The following is a 16,845-nucleotide window of genomic DNA, read 5'->3' as shown; positions in this document are numbered from 1 at the left end:
GCTGCGATGGCCGCAGCCGCGATCGCGAGAGGCGCGGCGGGCTGGCCGGAAGGCGCGGTCGCCGTCACAGCCGGGTCGGTCGCCGTTGCTGCGGCAACGGGAACGGCAACCACGGCGTTGGCTGTCGCCGTGGTGGATGGATCCGCCTGCGGCACCGCTTGCGTCGTGGCCTTGTCGCCGGTGGATTGCGTATCGGTGCTCGACTTCGAGTCGTCGGATTTCGATTTCGACTTGGTCTTGGGCGGCGCGTCGCTATCGCTGTCGTTATCGACCTTGGTGTCGTCGCGCGAACTGCCGGGGTCTCGCGACGTCCGGTCGGGCGCGGTGCTGTTGTCGCGGGAGCGTGCGTCGGTCGTCGAAGACGAATCGTCGGACCGGCGCGCCGGCGCTGGTTGGGAGTCGTAACGGCTGTTGTCGCTTGCGGACGCGGTGTTGCTGTCGACCAGCGCCGCAAAACCGTCGTTCCCCGCCTGCGCGGCGGGATCGGGCCGCGCCGACCGCGTCGCGCCCTGAAAAGACCGGCCTGCCAATGCTTCCGACGTGACGCTGACCACTGCCAACCCTCGCAAATGAGACTTCCGGCGTTTTGTCAGCAAGGAGCGGGCCAACGGGCGGGTGCAATAAATATCGAGTTATTTCAGCTGGTTATGGGTAGCGCCGATGGCCTGGAACCGGTTCCCTGCAGGCCCCGTTTTTGCCCGGCGGCAAGATTTGCCGTCCGCGCGCGGCAAGGCATCACTTGCGCTGGATTGCCTCGCCGGAATACGGCCTATATTAAAGGTGGCCTCCGACGCGTCCCGAACCGACCGACCGGCCTTGGACGCGTTCTAAGGCTTTCTGGACAAAGGCTTTTTCCAATTTCGTCGCGGAGCGCATAGGCTCGCCGCGACAGTGACCAATGACCGCTTAGAGATGCTCAACAGTCTGGACCTTGAAGGCCGCCCTGAAGACACACGGATCGTCGTTGCCATGTCCGGCGGCGTCGACTCGTCGGTGACGGCTGCGCTGTTGAAGTCGCAGGGCTATGACGTGGTCGGGATCACGCTGCAGCTCTACGACCATGGCGCCGCGACCCATCGCAAGGGCGCCTGCTGCGCCGGCCGCGATATCCACGACGCGCGCAATGTCGCCGAGCGGATCGGCATCCCGCATTACGTGCTCGATTACGAAAGCCGCTTCAAGCAATCGGTGATCGACAATTTCGCCGACAGCTACGCGCTCGGCGAGACGCCGGTGCCGTGCATCGAGTGCAACCGTTCGGTCAAGTTCCGCGACCTGCTCGCGACCGCCCGCGAGCTCGGCGCGCAGGCGCTGGCCACCGGACATTATGTCGCCTCGCGCCGGCTTGCTGACGGATCGCGCTCGCTGATCTGTGCCGCGGATGCCGATCGTGACCAGAGCTATTTCCTGTTCGCCACCACGCGCGAGCAGCTCGACTTCCTGCGCTTCCCGCTCGGCGACATGACCAAGCCGCAGACCCGCGAGCTGGCGCGGCGCTTCGATCTCGAGGTCGCCGACAAGCAGGACAGCCAGGACATCTGCTTCGTGCCGACCGGCCGCTACACCGACATCATCGGACGCCTGAAGCCGAATGCGATCGCGCCGGGCGACATCGTCGATCTCGCCGGCAATGTCATCGGCCAGCATCAGGGTATCGTTCATTTCACCGTCGGCCAGCGCAAGGGCCTCGGCATCGCCTCCGGCCATCCGCTCTATGTGGTCAAGCTCGATGCGGCAACGCGCCGCGTCGTCGTCGGGCCGCGCGAGGCGCTGCGGATGGATCGCATCGCGCTGCGCGACGTCAACTGGATCGGCGATGGCGCGCTGGATCGGGTGATCGGCGAGGGTATCGAGATCTTTGTCCGCGTGCGTTCGACGCGCGCGCCGCAGCCGGCATGGCTGCGCGCCACTGATGGCGGCTATGAGGTCGAGCTCGTCGTCGGCGAGGAGGGCGTCTCGCCCGGCCAAGCCTGCGTGTTCTACGATGCGCCGTCCGGGCAGGCGCGCGTGCTCGGCGGCGGCTTCATCAGAAGTGCGAGCGCGAGCCGCGTGGCGCGGGCCGCGACGCAGGAGGCGATGGCGCCGCTCACGGAAGCGGTTCGCGGATAGCGCATGATCCGGAAAAGTGGGAACCGGTTTTCCGAAGCGATCATGCGCAAACAAAGCTGAATTCGGGGCAGGGGAATGGCTGGGGACATCGACCGCGACGGGGTCGAAAAGGCGTATGGCCGCTGGGCGCCGATCTACGATCTGGTGTTCGGCAAGGTGTTCGATCAGGGCCGTCAATCGACGATCGCGGAAGCCGACCGGATCGGCGGACGCGTGCTCGATGTCGGTGTCGGCACCGGACTGTCGCTGTCGGAATATGCGCGCACCACAAAACTCTGCGGCGTCGATATTTCCGAGCCGATGCTGCGGCGGGCGCTGAAGCGCGTGCGCGCGCTGGGCCTCAGCAATGTCGAGACGCTGGCGGTGATGGACGCCAAGAGCCTCGCGTTCCCGGATTCGTTCTTCGACGCGGTGGTCGCGCAATACGTCATCACTGCGGTGCCGGATCCCGAGGCGACGCTTGACGATTTCATCCGCGTGCTGAAGCCGGGCGGCGAACTGATCCTGGTCAATCACATCGGCGCCGAGAGCGGCCCGCGCCGCATCTTCGAGCTCGCCTTCGCGCCGCTGGCGCGGCGGCTCGGCTGGCGTCCGGAATTTCCATGGGAGCGGCTGACCAATTGGGCGGCGAAGCATGGCGGCGTCAGTCTCGCCGAACGCCGGCCGATGCCGCCGATGGGGCATTTCTCGTTGATCCGCTTCCGCAAATTGTGAGGCTTGCTGTGATTTTGACCGGGAACATCGGCGTGTCGTCCCGGTTTTCTTGTCATGAGGATCAATCGAACACGCGCCAATCGCACGCTCGCATTGTCCTGTGTGTTGATGCTGGCACCCATTGTTGCCGCGGCGCAGGCGCCGCCGACCCCCGCCACGCCGCCGGCACAGACCGCGCCGCCGGCGCCGCAGCGCGCCGCCGCGAATTGCGCGCCGCAGCAGCCTTCGCATCCGGGTGTTGCGGCGCCGGAGGGAACCACCACCGGGCAGGGGACCTCGTCGCTGGGCGACAAGCTCGCCAAATCCGACGGCGTGCTGTGTCCGCCGGCCGGCGTTGACCCCGAAATGCGCGCGCCGACGCCGCAGGGCGGCAACACGCCGGTGATTCCGCCGCCCGGAAGCCCCGGCGGTGACCAATCAATCAGGCCGAAATAGCCTCTGGCTGCAATAGTTTGCGGCTCCGTCCGCCTTTGCTTGACAGGGGCGTGTGCCACTCTTTATATCCCGCGCGTTCGCAGCAGCGGCTTCTATGCCGCCGATCGCGAGCCCATGGCGGGGTAGCTCAGCTGGTTAGAGCACGGGAATCATAATCCTGGGGTCGGGGGTTCGAGTCCCTCCCCCGCTACCATGCGTGACCCACTATCCTCAAAAGTGGGTTTCGGGCTGTAGCGGTCTCCCGCTACCATGTATGACCCACTATCGCGGTGGGCCTGCGGAAAAGCGTTCCCGCCGATTAGCGCGGCGAGCTTGCCTTTCACCTCGATCTCGAACCCTTCCCGTGGTCCCTTCGGGTGGACCGTGACGCTGTGCACAAGCGCGCGAAAGTCGTTTATCAGGGAACCGCGGTCGTCCTTCGCCTCGGTGTGGCTGGCCATTGTCTCCGCAAGTGCATTGACCGTGCTGATGTAGCGGTCCAGGGTCGCCGGATGGAGTGCGACGGGGACTGGAGCTTCTTCGAATGCGGCCAGTTCGGACTCGACGCGCAATCGTTCTTCCTCCAGTTCCGCGATCCGTTGCTTGGCGTCCTTCTCGGAAATTACGTAATTGATCACGAGATCAATGTTGCGCTGTCGCTCCCCTTCGATCCGATCACGTTTTGCTTCTAGTCGCGCGCGCACTGCGACCGCGTGCCCAGCAAGCCGCTCCCGTTCACTGTTGTAGTTGCGGACATAAGTCTCGATCAGCTGCGGGTCTTTCAGTTCTTCCGCCATGCCGCTGAGCACAAGTCTTTCGATGTCGCGCAGGTAGATGATCTTTCGATTCGAACAACTCCCGCTCTCGCGAACCGCCGAGCAGCGAATCCTGGTCTTTCCAGTCTTGTCACGGTCATGGACCGACATCCCCGATCCGCAACAACCGCAGCGAAGGAGACCGGAAAGGAGGTGCGGTGGCCGCCGCTTCACGTGGCTGGCCAAGTGGCTCTTCTCGGTTTTCAGAGCGTGAGCCTGCTCCCAAACGGACTGTTCGACGATCCGAAGCTGAGGCGCATCGATGCTCTGCCACTCATCGCGAGGGTTCGGGCGAGACAACCGCTTGCCGGTGTCAGGATCCTTGACCATCCGGACTTTGTTCCAAACGATCCGCCCGACATAGAGTTCGTTCAAGATGAGCCCAGCACCACGTTCGGCGTTCCCATTGATCGTCGACGCGTTCCATAGCCGGCCTCGCGGCGGACGAACGTTTTCTCGGTTGAGATCGTGTGCGATGTCCCGCGGCGTTCGTCCCCCGGCATAGGCCGTGAAAATTCGCCGGACGATCGCAGCTTCGTCTTCGACGATTTCCAGTTCGCCGGCTTTGCCGGGAATAGCTCGATATCCGTAGGCGCGTCCGCCGGCGTGTCGACCGTCGCGTATCACACCGGCCATACCGCGACGGACCTTCTTCGCTCCGTCTTCGCGCTGCATCTGTCCAACGAGGCCGCGAATTCCAATCAAGATCGAGTCCGCGGTGCCATCATGAACGGCTTGGATTTGGATGCCCTGGAAAGATAGCCTTTTGTGGATGCCGGCCAGGTCTTCCATATCACGAGAAAGCCGATCCAACGCCTCCACAATGACGACGGTGAAACGTTGTTGGCGAGCCGCATCCATAAGCTGCATCAAGCCATCGCGACCGAATACAGAGGCTCCAGAACGAGCTTTGTCCTCGAAGATCGCAACGACGTCGAGCTGATTACGGGCCGCATAGGCCCTACACAGAGCAATCTGATCTTCAGTCGATTTTTCGTTTTGAAGCTCGGTCGAGAACCGAGCATAAACTGCTGCGGACTTCATCTTGAACACCACCGCTGATGCGTTTCTCGCTGGCGGCGTCAATATGAGTTTTCATCAGCCGCTCATTCTCGAAGAGATGATCGCGCCTCGCATCGGCGATTGCAAGGGCTTCAACGAATTTGACTAAGGCACGATCTATTCCAGGTGAGTTTACACACGGTGGCGCATGTTCCTTTGCTTTCGCACGCTTCATAACGCCAGGATGCTGCAAGCGGTTCAAGAAGGGTAGGTTTCTTGAACATCGATCGCAGAATTGGATATGATCGAAAGAAAAATCGATAGATTCTCGGGAGCGTAGAGATCTGAGAAGGCGTTATGCTCTCGCAGATGACAGGCTCGGCAATTCCCGCAGCACACCGTCATGAGCAACGGGGTAACGAGTAGCTTCGTTGCTTTCGCCGCTTTGTCTTTTGAGTCCAAATCAGAGGGGTTTTGTGCGTGTCGTAGTTGTTCATGACGAGATGGATGTCGAGTTCGCGCGGCACGGCGGCCTAGTTTCGCCCAGGATGGGGAACTAAGCGGCTCGGTGCCGTCCATAACACTTGCCGATGGCTCGCCCGGAGATGCCGTGCCTTCTGTAGTCAAGGCTCTTGGGGCCGACCGGGCCGCATCAGGAGGACCGCGATCAGCGCCAGAGGTGGACTTCTCATCCGCACGCAGCACGATGCCGTGTCCCCTCGAACGGCCTGCACTCCAAAACTGACTTCAGGCTGATACCAACTAGTAGCTCTGCACAGTGATTATGACTCTTTGGAAGTGTCGAGATTGGCGAGGCCCAAACCGATGCAGGCCTTGTCTGTCATGAACATGCATTGGATGCGGGAGCGTGCTGCATTCGCTCTGGCTTCCAAAGCCGCGATTTCGTGGAACAGCCGCTTTGGGGTTGTCGATCCTGCGATCGAGGCCCTGTCCCCGCAAGACTCGGCCAAGATCGGTTGACGCGCCCCGCTGATGAGTTGCACCGGGTTTCCTCGAAGCACACCATCGGACCTTGCGATCGGACCTCGCCGTAAAGGGCGAGCAAGTCTTCCATGAGGGCGACGTACTCACCATCCACCGACGAGACTGATGCCTCGACCTGATGGTGACTAGTTGGTTCAGACACAGGATCTCTTCGCCCACTGATCCCTGTACTCAGCGACATCAACCGCATTGCCGACCCGCAACGCGCACCCACTGGCGCCAACTGCTTGAAGCGCGCGCACACATTTTCGCCGATAACTGGTCTCAAAGGTTGAGCCAACGATGGGAGGCAATCAGCATTGGTTCAGACAGAAAGAAGCGTAGTCGAGCACATGCTCGCATCATTGACAATCAGTGCGCTGCGGAATCGGGTCGCCCCCACTCAGGAAGAGGTGATGCATCATTTGAAACTCGCTTACGAAAGAGCGGGCCTCGTCCCCACGCAGGCATCTACAATCCGAATATTGCAGCGTGCCTTACTTGAGATCAATGAGGCTGAGACGATGTTGGAGTTCATAGGCCGGGGCGAAGAGCTGCCGCACTGAGTTGACGAATGATGTTCCTTGACGCTCATCGCTATCACCCGATCTGAGTGACGGAAGGTAGCAACTGGTGGCGTGAGCTCGCGGTCTGACCAGCCGATCGCCATGCCAAGGACCGGTAAGTCTTTGCGCCTCGCACCCCACCGCTGCGCTATCACTAATGGTCAGAAGTCTGCGGGGACCCTGCATCCATGCGGAGTTTCACTCCAGATGTCGATTTTTTGTGCATCCGGTAGAAGACTTTTCGTCAGCTAGTTGTCAGCCAAACAGCCTATCTCGAAAGGCTTCGCACTCTCGCCTGTAACGGAGATGGAAATGACTGGCACTGGCCGGCTTGGCAAATCGCAGGTTGGTGCTGCTAGAGCCGACAGCACGGGGGGATCGAGCAATTCGCGCTCGGGATCTGGTCTTGCCGCGGGGGAGGACAGCCAATCATTCGATTCCGTCGTGGAGCGGATGCGCGCTCTGCGTCACGCTGGAACCGTGCCGGTCGCTCGCCAGCCGACAACTTCGGGTATGGCAGTCGCCATTGCCCCGACCGGCGACGAGAACGAGGCGGCAAAACGACAAATGGACGGCCTACTTGAGGAACTTGACACTTGCCGGAATGCGGCCACGCAAGTGTTGCCGAACTCGTCGGAGGCGCAAGAGCTGATCGACCAGCTCGTCGAGGCAGGCTCAAAAGTGCTGAACTACCGTGCAAGCCTGCCCCCACATGTGGCGCGTCGCGTTCTGTCTGACGATCGGGCTCGCCGAATCCGCGACGAAGCACTCCATGCGGCGGAGCAATGCAACACATTGGCTACCCCGGCCATCTACGCCTTGGAGCAGAGCAGGAAGAGTGCGGCTACCGTGCTCGACCGCATGCGCCAATCCAACGCTAATTCCGATCAGCTGAGCCGAGCGATTTCCAGTGTAGCGGACCGCTATGAGGCCTGCATGAAGTGGTGGGGAAAGAAGGCATTGCGTTCGGAACGAATGCAATCTGTCTGCGCCGCTACTTCGAACCTACCAAGTACAAAGGCCGAGATGCGGCAGACTGAGGAGGCTGCACTGCGGCTGCACACCGGCTGGACACTGTATACGAAGTGCGTGCATCTGCAATCACGGATCGCTCTCGCGCAGGTCATGATTGAGCCGCAGGCGAGTACGCTCGAGCCAGCCATGAGGGAAATTCTCATGGCTGAGGACGGTCGCGTGCGGCTGCTGGGAACCTTCATAGCGGATGTTTTTCCGGCATTCAACTCGGCGGCCGACGCTGTTCTAAACGGCAAAGGACGCGCACTCGATGCAGAGCACTGCGCCGTTCTAGAAGGAGTCATGGAGCGGCTTTCGGAATTTGCGTCGGCGTTACACGACATCGGTGCCAAGCTAAGCGACGGTGGAACAAGGGCCTACCTCCCATTGGAATTGCTGGGTCAGATCGTGGAAGGCGCGTGGGTTACCGCGCACGAGGCCATGCGCTTTCTTGAACTGCAGCCGAATACGGCGGTCATCATTGCACCGCCGGCCGACGCTGGGGCTGCGACACCGACCGACACCAGCGACGAGGCTGCGGCTGAAGGCGCTACAGTGCGCGGGAAGGGGAAAGGCAAACGCACGCCGATCGCTAGCGCCGGGATTTCGACGGCCGAGCGGCCGCAGCCGCAGGTCGCTATGGCCGCCACGGCTCCGGCAGCCAAGGTTCTCGTGCTTTCGGATCTAGGTACAAAGAAGCTCGTAAGCGCAGAGGAGGCGCATGCGGCAGCCTCATCGTCGGCGACGGCACGTTTGGCGATCTGGCAAGCCCCTCCCTCGATGGAGGGACTAACGCGACTCCTCAAGCGATTGGACGAACTTTTGCAATTCGATCTGCCTGGTCAGCAAAGGACCGCCGCCCAAGTACGCCAGATGAAACCCGAGGACGCCGACCACGTCGTGGATACCGTGGTCGCGCGCCTGCAGACGCAGGCTACGGAGATGGAGGCATGTGTGGGAGCGTTGGAGGCGCCTCGTCGGCGCGGCCTGCTCACGCCTGCCCAAGTGCGCGAAGTGCACGACAAAATAGTCCGGCTCAACGTGATGTGCTCCGAAGCGCAGGGGCTGGCCAAGTCCTTGAATGAGCGAAAGGCCACGACTCGGATTGATTGCATGAAGACCTACGCCTTTCCTTCACAGAAGTATCTTGAACACTTGCGGGCGATCGAGGAATTGGCGGTTGCCGATCTACCGCGCCCCTTAAAGGGTGAACCAGGGGCGCTGTTCGAGATCAAGCTGCAGCCCAGCGCGTTCCGCAATGGTGCAATGCCGAGTCCGATGTGGGTGCACATCCATACGAAACGGCCGGTACATGCGTGGCAATTGGCGGTGCTGGATGACGCAGACTTCGCCGCCTGCCACGTCAAGTCCAATGAACAGCGCGGCTACAATCGGCAGTGGCAGAACGCCCGCGCAGCGACAGGTCACGAGAATGTCGTGATCCACCGGGGCAAGCTAACACCTACGTTCTGTAAGTCTTTGTTGACCACAGTGCTCCCACGCTATCCCCTTGGTGAGGCGGAGCATCTGGTCGACCAAGCAGCCCGACACTTAACGTAGCTGGGGCTTTCACGTAGAGTGGCGATTGCGCTAATATCATCAGTCAGACGTTCGAATCCGGAGCCGGTGGTTCGTAATCCGGTTAGGGCGTTCAGCAGTGGCTTCCAATTTCATGAAAGATGCCGTGGTCTTCGGTCTTCCGCCCTGCTGACGACACCCTTCCTTGTTCGCGGGACGGGCCATCAGCTCGCAGCGCAACATACCTTGCCTGAAGTCGAGGGACTGTTTTAGCCCCGACAAACGAGGTATTGGACGTGCGTACGGCCGAGTGTCGATAGTGCCATCACGTTCCGGTTGGACGTGCGGCGCGTTGTTCTTCGATCTGACCTTGGCCGAGTCAGTTGACGATCTTATCGGGGCCCGTTCACGAGGATGCCAAAAGGGGCGATGCTGGCGTCAGACGACGGTTCTACGAGCCTTCGTCAACGATAGGTCGGCCTAGCAACGCAGACCGTCGCCACCATGGCCGCGCTCTGGGCGATGGGGGCACTATATCTGCCGGCCAGGTTCCTGGCACGCGGGTGAAACCGCGCCAGGACGACTCCACCGCTATCCAGACGAACCGCCCGCCAGCGCCTCCTAGGCGACGGTCGCATGGAGATCGCCTCCACCACCATGCGGGCGATTCGGCCGCAAACCATCACTAGAAGCGCTAGCGCGACAGCCGAAGCGGCGGTCGGACTTGGGCGACCGTCGCCGCGCTTCTGCAGACGGCGATAACGACGGTCGGTCCGTACGCCTGCGCAATTCTAGTGTTGGCCAATGACTGGTGTTCTCCTCTGCGTCGATGACACCGAAATTCGAGAACATTGATCGCATCAAACGTTAAAGCTTATCGCTTCTTTGCGTTGCCTCGTCGAGCTTGGCAAGACCTTGGTCAAGGTCCTCTGCCTCGGCATTGATGTTTCTGCTCGTCGTTGGCCGGCGCGTGACGGCAGGATCATACGCCGACCTGCGGAATGGTCTGCTTCGATTTCCTCTTCATTGAATTAAAACTGTTAATCGGATTTGCCAGTGGTGTTTCTCATCGGCCGATTGATCGACATCCCCGTCCAGTGCTGGTTGCTGTTGAGCGGCATGTGCTCGACTGAGAGTGAGATGAATACCCAAGACGCGCTCGGCATTCGAATCTGTGGCAAGAACACTTCTTGCCGCCGGCCAAGTCTAGTCCGCCTCGTGGGGAACCTCGCACTGCGGGTGACGGATGTTGGCGCTATCGGGCGGGCTGCACGGCCTGGCTGCCGGCTGACGTGGGATCTGACGACACCTTGTTGCTGCTCAAGTTGCTGTTGTTACCCGTCGAAAGGGTTTTGTATGTGGCAACCGGAATGGCCGCACGATTGCCATCACCAGCGATAACGGCCTGGTTGTCAAGCAAGTCGCGCGGATCGTTGACCATGACGGCCAGGTTGTTGCGGATCGAGCAGCCGAGCGTCGGATCGAAAGAATTGTCGTTCACTGAAGGGCCGATGAGCGAAATCGACGGACAGACGGGAGGCTGCGCCTCATAGGTAATCGCCTCGATTCGCGCGGCAAAACCATCGCGCCTGTCGACGAGTGGGCCGTATAGACGGATATTGTAAGCGTCGACGCCCATTGCGAGGGCCTCATGGGCTATCTGCGCTCCGAGCCGGGGCGAGGCGGCGATGTCGAGATGGAGCGCGTCGCGCCGACCGCGACTGGTACGCGCGATGAAATCCCACAAGCGCCGCCGTTCGGAACCTCGAAGGCTCTGTAGGAGTAAAACATTCCTCTCCTGTTGAATCTGGACCGCCTGCGCGGCCGGCTCGAGATAGGTCGGCGCCGTGCTTGTACAGCCACCTAGACTGGCCGTCAGAGCGATCAGGGGGCCCACGATTCGCGATATCATTGTCGATCCTCATTCGATGATGTGGCCGGCACCCCGTGTCGCGCTTGGTACGCTGGTCGAGGGAGCACCGCGGCCAGGCGGGCGAGTCGCCAACGTGTTCGTCAGACCGCGTCCCAGGTCTGAGGGCGGCGCGATGCGGTCGGTAGGGGAACTCATCTGTCTCGTGTTCGATCTGGGCCGCACGACGTAGGGGGTGACGATAATTACGAGTTCCGTCTCCTCCTTTTGAAAAGAGGATGAGCGAAACAGCGCACCAAGAATCGGCACGTCACCCAGCCAAGGGAAAGTCGTGATATCCGTGTTGAAGTTACGGCGGATTAGCCCGCCGATTGCAAAGCTTTGGCCGCTAGCGAGCTCGACGACCGTGTTGGCACGCCGAGTGGAGAGTGCCGGCACGGAGATGCCGTTGATGGTAACAGCGCCTTGCGCCGATAGTTCGCTGACTTCAGGCTTTACGCGGATATTAATCTGATTGTTGCTGAGAACGGTCGGCACAAACTCCAGGCTGACGCCGAAGTGGCGGAATTCGACGGAGACCTGGCGATTATCCTGCAAGACCGGGATAGGAAATTCGCCGCCTGCCAGGAAGCTGGCGGATTCACCGGACATTGCGGTGAGGTTCGGTTCAGCGAGAACTGAGGCGAGGCGCTCATGGGCCAGTGCATCGAGTACAGCGCTGACGTTGACGCCCCCGGCGTTGAAACCGATCTTTGCCGTACCGCCGCCCTGGGCAGCGCCGTTACCCCCACCACTGCCACTGATCAAGCCGAGCGTGAAAGGACCAGCTTGACCGGAAGCGGAGAGGTTGACGCCGAGCTCTTTCATGGCGCTGCGGGAGACCTCCGCCACGCGCACGCTCAGATTAACCTGCAATGACCCAGCCACCTGGATCTTGTTGACGACGAGGGCGCCTGTACCGAGAAATTGCTCAGTTACTTTCATCGCGCTATCGACGATCTCCGCATTGGGCGCCGTACCGCTCAGGATGGCTCCGCGCGGGGTGTAGCTGACTTGGATCGGATAGTCGCCGACCTGGGCTTTCAGCGTGGCACGCAGGTCCTCGATCGGCTGCGTGACGACAACACGCAATTCAGCTAGCGCTTCCCCGCTTTCGTTCAGTGCGAACAAGCTGGTTCGTCCGGATTTCTTGCCAAAAACGAAGATGGTTTTGTTCGAAGGCGCCTGATAGTCCGCGATCGTAGGATCAGCGACAAAGATGCTCGCAGCTGGCGCGGGCAGGTGAATTGTCTTACCGAGCGACGAGGAAAGGGTCAGCGTACCGCCGATGCCCTCAGGGGCCGCACGCGGCGGTGCCGCTCCATCATCCCGTTTGATCTGAGCTACGGCAGCAGGCGGGAATAGCAGAACGACCACGCACAGGAGCTGCGAAAGACAAGCAAGCAAGCTGGACGAAAGGGCGTTGGTGGCGATCGGTCCTCGATTGACGCCAGCATGCTTATCAAGAACGAGTTTCAAGATGGTCGTTTCTTTCAAGTTCAATCGACTACGCGGCCGACGCCGAACATTTCAATTCAAGGACGTAGCCGATCCCGCGCGCGGTTTTGATCCACAACGTCGCGCCGGACCGGCTCAAATGACCGCGTAAACGATAGATTCCGACCTCAAGCGCATTGGTTGAGACTTCGTTGTCAAATGCATAGAGGCTGTCCTCCAACGAAGAGCGCGCCACGGTGCGCCCTGCGCGGCTCAGCAGATGTTCAAGAATGCACACCTCGCGGCGCGCGATCCTCAGCGGCCGACCATTAACGTAGGCCTGCCGACCGATCGGATCGAATCTTAGATTGCCGAAAGCAACGACGGGCGCCGTCATTTGGGTTGATCGGCGCAATGTGGCCCGCATCCGCGCGATGAGTTCATCGGTAGACACGGGCTTGGGCAGGAAGTCGTCCGCGCCGCCATTGAAGATCGCGATACGCCTGCCGAGCTCGTTACAGCTGCTCATTACCAGGGCAGGCATCGAATGTCCGTCGCGTCTCAACTGTTTCAGCCAATCCAATCCGTTTCCATCCGGGAGAACCAACTCGAGCAAGAGAATGTCATAGCTGGCGCAACCAAAAGCGGCGGCTGCCTCATCGAGAGTGCACGCTACGTCAACGGCAAAACCGCAATCCGAGAGCGCTTCGTGTACAATGCGCACTGGGTCCGTTTCATGATCAACCAGTAGCGTTCGCATTCATCACCTCTTCTCAAGTCGCGCCAATAGCACTCAGAAAAGTCATCCTAGAACATGACCCGAGTGAAAATGAGCGGTCCCGGCTTGCACGTATATGTTGGCAGCCGGAATGGACTAAGCAGAGCCGTAGAGGCCAATCGAACACCTGATCCGGCCCATCGCGAGCTCGTCTCCTATTCCCGACTGGCTGTGACTCGCATGCAGCGTGATGACGTCCAATCTGGATTGGCTGCAGGGGCACAGGCCGTGATCAATCAAATGTATCGACAAGCTTGGCGGCACCTCGTCCATCCACGACAATTTTGGAAGTTGTTGTCGACATTGTGAGTTATGTTTGCGAGAAACACATGAGTTGGTGAAATCGATTGTTTGGATGAAATGCATTCACAAGGCGGATCGATAACAAGGCGATTCTGTGGTCTGGACTAGATTGATCGATGTTCTGAGCACCGACCGCTGTTGCACGGCGTCGGGGTTGAATGGCTACAGAGCATAATGGGCATATGCGTCGCCGACTTGCCGGGCCTCACGCAGCCGGTAGATGTTCCGTAGCCGAGCGACCAGGCCGTGGCATCCCTGATGGATGCGGTTCTGGCCGAGCTGAACAGGACCTTGGCAAGTGCCGCCGCACGCGTGTCCGTCGCGCGATGCGATACCGGTGCGGCGTGCGAAAAATGCAGCGGAAGGTCGAACGTGTCGAGCCGGGAAGCCGATCGCTGACCTCTTAGTTTCGAGAGATCTCGACAATTGCATTCGGCGCGTAGAGGCTGCATTGGGCCCGGATGAGCGGCAATACCCGATAAGTTGATGCTTGAGGCTTTTCAGCATCAAGGCAAATAGACTCGCGCATTAAACTTGATGTCGCAGCAAGTTAAATCTGGAACCTCAGCGATTTCCTGAAATCTTGTCCGTTTCAGGACGATCCGGTGGCTGTATATCTTGTCGCAAGGCTGCTGTTCTCGCAAATCCTGCCGTTGCTTCCGCACCACCGGTTCGAATGTAACACCGGATGTGGTGATGACGGATAGAGACCTGAGGCGTGGGCTTTGCAATCGCGAGTTTCATGCTACGGCATTCAGCCTGCGCTTCGACCGTACATGGACGTATACAGATGTTCGCAGAATTCGCACCGTATCGTCGCGGAGCGTGGCATCGCATTTCGCCTCGTGCTTTCTGACTGCGAGCGAGCCAGTGTTCCGGTTGCGCGTTGGAACGGGATTTTGGCGGATCTCGACAATCGCGCTCCCGCTCTCGACGACGTTCGCCTACGTGGTGGCTTTCGATAGCGGGCGATGCACAAGCGTCGACGACTATCACATCAGCTTGCCGCGGATTGAATTGGGCAACCTTAATCAGCCTGATGATAGAGACCCAACGCTGCGCGCGCCTATTTCGTTGCCTGCGTTTGTCGATACCAACAGAAATACCAACAAGGTGAAGCGCGGTAATCGCCGGCAAAAATAAATGCCGGTAAGGGCATTGCCATCCTGTTCCGGTCTCACCAATCGCGCTAACTGGAATCTTGCTTTGACTCGAGTTTCCCGCGGCCCGACCTAACATGCTATCGCGAGGGCGGTCTTGGCGACCCCATCCATTGTGCCCACGATGCCGAGTGAGACACCTAAGCTCGTGTTGGAAGACTTCGTGGCGTCGACAGGGTTGCATTTCACGCAAAACCGGCGCCGAAAGCGCTGAACGCGCGACGCTGTCCGCGATCTACTGGACGTCCAAGGACGATGGCCGACGATCTACTAATGTCCAACAACATAACATACTGAGAGGGCTGCGGATTATGCGCTGCGATGCTGGTGCCAGCACGACCACTGTGCGCACGGCTTAGCCGCGTCAACCCTGCTCAACGAGAAGGGCGTATTTCCCAACGATTTGCTGGAAGCTCAACTCGCCAGGACGTGGAGAAAGTGCTTCTCGACGCCGGGCCAGGTCGCGCAAGGGTGACAAAAACAAGATCCGGTAGCTTCGGCGCTTCGGCCTTTTGAAATCGATTTGGAGGGGGCTGCCTAAATGGGCGAAGAGCGGAAGGACCCAGGGCGCGGGAGTGCGCCTTCTCCCTGTATAGGCGTCCTCTGGATCGCCTAAGCGATTGTTGCACCTAGCCAACGTGCCTCTAAAGGTCTTCTAGGTTGCAAGGCGTTGCTCTAGGTTGCGTATGCGCCCCGGGGGCGGTCAGGGCGCGGAATGGGAATAGCCCGCGTGGTTAGATCGGGTGCATCAATTTTGGGGCAAGCCATGTGGCGAATAGCGATATTGGTATGCTTTTGGACGGTCAACGCTGCGGCAGGTGAATTGCCGAAGAACCTCCTGCTCAAATGCGAGGGAAAACTAACGGTCATTCTGACCAAGCCGACCATTGATTCGCTATCGCCAAAGACGTTTTCGACCACGCTAAGCTTAAGGAACGGTGAGTTGGCGGACAATGGCTCGGCATTCCTCAACACCGGGAACTGTGAATTGAAGAATGGAATTGTCATCTGCACCGGCCAAGCCGTCTATCCCAGCACAATCGACGCAGGAAGCGAGAGCAGGGTGATGAAGTCGTACATCAACCAGGAAACTGGCGAGTACAACTTCTTCATGGAGACTACGCACCATTCTGGCCGCAATGCCACCGGCTCGAAGTCGGAAGGAATGAAATATGTACGGAATGGGTTATGCCGCACGATTGGCAAACCAATCTTCTAGGTCCAAGCGAACGGGCGGGGCAGACGACCGAAAGGGCGGAAATTGAAGCAATCCGAATTGTTGGCTCGGTTAGTCGAGAACGCTATAGGTTTCTTGTCTCACGCCATCGACGCATTGGAAACTGCGCCGAAGTTCTCGGTGATAGATTTTTACTCTGCCGTCGAGCTTTTCCTAAAGGCGCGATTGCTGCGAGAGCACTGGAGCCTTGTTGTCGCTAAGAGCCCGGATTGGGAAAAGTTTGTTTCTGGAGATTTTGTATCCGTTAGCTTCGAGGAAGCATGTATTCGGCTCGATAAAGTCGCTCGAAGCCCCATACCTCAAAGGGCTCGTGCAAAGTTCGACGCCGTGCGCTTACACAGAAACAAAATGGTGCATTTCTTTCACGTTGGCGAACAGGGGCAAAGCCATCTTATTGAGGCCGTAGCCATCGAACAGTTGCGCGCTTGGTACGAACTCAATTTGCTTTTGCAGCAATGGGAGGATGTGTTCCAGCCTTGGCAAAAGGAGTTAGCTCAGATCGAACGTCAATTACAGCGGCATAAAGGATACTTGGCGGCTAAATTTGATACTTTGAAGCCAAGGCTTGACGAACTCGAATCGGAAGGCCGGCACATTCGAGGTTGCAGAATCTGCAACTTTGTTGCGGCTGTAATGACAGAAGTGGAACTACCAGAGCTCTACGAAGGCGAATGCCTTGTCTGCGGCGCATTCAACAAGTGGCTCCTCATGAGTTGCCCAAATTGTCGTGAGTGGGCAATTCTATCTGATGGAGCACAGTTCTCTTGCGAGTGCGGTTATTCGCCAGATGAACGAAGCTTGGTGAACGATCTCGACGAGACGGTCGTTACCAAAGACAACTACTTCGACAATCCTTATCCTGCGAATTGCGGCGAATGCGAAGGT

Annotated in this window: 12 protein-coding genes, 1 tRNA gene and 3 pseudogenes; 11 read left to right on the top strand and 5 right to left on the bottom strand. The window is 59.4% G+C overall.

All coding sequences use genetic code 11. The features are described 5' to 3' along the window. Positions 1-596 (bottom strand): annotated as a pseudogene (locus AC628_RS14215) (hypothetical protein); the annotation flags it as partial. A gap of 316 nt (positions 597-912) precedes the next feature. Between AC628_RS14215 and mnmA the strand changes: the two are divergent. The 5 genes from mnmA to AC628_RS45965 all read left to right on the top strand — a co-directional run bounded on the left by mnmA (position 913) and on the right by AC628_RS45965 (position 3,929). Then, positions 913-2,109, top strand: coding sequence for a tRNA 2-thiouridine(34) synthase MnmA (gene mnmA / locus AC628_RS14210; protein ID WP_074127432.1), 1,197 nt, complete (start codon positions 913-915; stop codon positions 2,107-2,109). 75 nt (positions 2,110-2,184) lie between these two features. Then, on the top strand, positions 2,185-2,823 hold the full coding sequence (locus AC628_RS14205; protein ID WP_074127431.1) for a class I SAM-dependent methyltransferase: 639 nt from the start codon (positions 2,185-2,187) through the stop codon (positions 2,821-2,823). Positions 2,824-2,877: 54 nt separating this feature from the next. Continuing rightward, positions 2,878-3,258: a hypothetical protein gene (locus tag AC628_RS14200; RefSeq protein ID WP_074127430.1), complete on the top strand. Its 381-nt coding sequence runs from the start codon at positions 2,878-2,880 to the stop codon at positions 3,256-3,258. A 116-nt stretch (positions 3,259-3,374) separates the two neighbouring features. Next, positions 3,375-3,451, top strand: a tRNA-Met gene (locus AC628_RS14195). Positions 3,452-3,629: 178 nt separating this feature from the next. Continuing rightward, positions 3,630-3,929, top strand: a complete 300-nt coding sequence (locus AC628_RS45965) for a hypothetical protein (RefSeq protein WP_349510115.1) — start codon at positions 3,630-3,632, stop codon at positions 3,927-3,929. Between the two features lie 120 nt (positions 3,930-4,049). Here AC628_RS45965 and AC628_RS45960 read toward each other — a convergent pair. Then, positions 4,050-5,096 (bottom strand): annotated as a pseudogene (locus tag AC628_RS45960) (recombinase family protein); the annotation flags it as partial. 1 nt (position 5,097) lies between these two features. Between AC628_RS45960 and AC628_RS45805 the strand changes: the two are divergent. The 3 genes and pseudogenes from AC628_RS45805 to AC628_RS46125 form a co-directional block, all read left to right on the top strand. Continuing rightward, a complete protein-coding gene (locus tag AC628_RS45805) occupies positions 5,098-5,223 on the top strand; it encodes a hypothetical protein (protein ID WP_283806572.1) in 126 nt (41 codons plus the stop codon). A 1,693-nt stretch (positions 5,224-6,916) separates the two neighbouring features. After that, entirely contained in the window at positions 6,917-9,178 is a 2,262-nt protein-coding gene (locus tag AC628_RS14180; RefSeq protein WP_074127434.1) for a T3SS effector XopP-like protein, read from the top strand. 549 nt (positions 9,179-9,727) lie between these two features. Continuing rightward, positions 9,728-9,891 (top strand): annotated as a pseudogene (locus AC628_RS46125) (IS66 family transposase); the annotation flags it as partial. Positions 9,892-10,391: 500 nt separating this feature from the next. Here AC628_RS46125 and AC628_RS14175 read toward each other — a convergent pair. The 3 genes from AC628_RS14175 to AC628_RS14165 are packed head-to-tail and all read right to left on the bottom strand — an operon-like array spanning position 10,392 to position 13,242. Then, complete coding sequence (locus tag AC628_RS14175; RefSeq protein ID WP_074127428.1) at positions 10,392-11,048, bottom strand: CpaD family pilus assembly lipoprotein; 657 nt, start codon at positions 11,046-11,048, stop codon at positions 10,392-10,394. Positions 11,049-11,057: 9 nt separating this feature from the next. Continuing rightward, the gene (locus tag AC628_RS14170) at positions 11,058-12,548 is read right to left on the bottom strand and encodes a type II and III secretion system protein family protein (protein WP_143201598.1); all 1,491 of its coding nucleotides are present in this window, start codon (positions 12,546-12,548) and stop codon (positions 11,058-11,060) included. Between the two features lie 4 nt (positions 12,549-12,552). After that, the gene (locus AC628_RS14165) at positions 12,553-13,242 is read right to left on the bottom strand and encodes a response regulator transcription factor (RefSeq protein WP_074127427.1); all 690 of its coding nucleotides are present in this window, start codon (positions 13,240-13,242) and stop codon (positions 12,553-12,555) included. Positions 13,243-14,259: 1,017 nt separating this feature from the next. Between AC628_RS14165 and AC628_RS42875 the strand changes: the two genes are divergently transcribed. From AC628_RS42875 to AC628_RS42870, 3 genes are all read left to right on the top strand, one after another. Then, entirely contained in the window at positions 14,260-14,706 is a 447-nt protein-coding gene (locus tag AC628_RS42875) for a hypothetical protein (RefSeq protein ID WP_143201597.1), read from the top strand. Positions 14,707-15,438: 732 nt separating this feature from the next. Then, positions 15,439-15,942 (top strand): hypothetical protein, encoded by a 504-nt coding sequence (locus AC628_RS14160; protein WP_143201596.1) that lies wholly within the window; start codon positions 15,439-15,441, stop codon positions 15,940-15,942. Positions 15,943-15,984: 42 nt separating this feature from the next. Beyond that, the coding region (locus AC628_RS42870) for a hypothetical protein (protein WP_143201595.1) at positions 15,985-16,845 on the top strand (861 nt) is incomplete at its 3' end.

Origin of the sequence: Bradyrhizobium sp. NAS96.2 (assembly GCF_001908235.1) — a bacterium.
In the GTDB taxonomy this organism is placed as follows: Bacteria; Pseudomonadota; Alphaproteobacteria; order Rhizobiales; family Xanthobacteraceae; genus Bradyrhizobium.
This window is presented reverse-complemented; position numbering and strand designations above follow the sequence as displayed.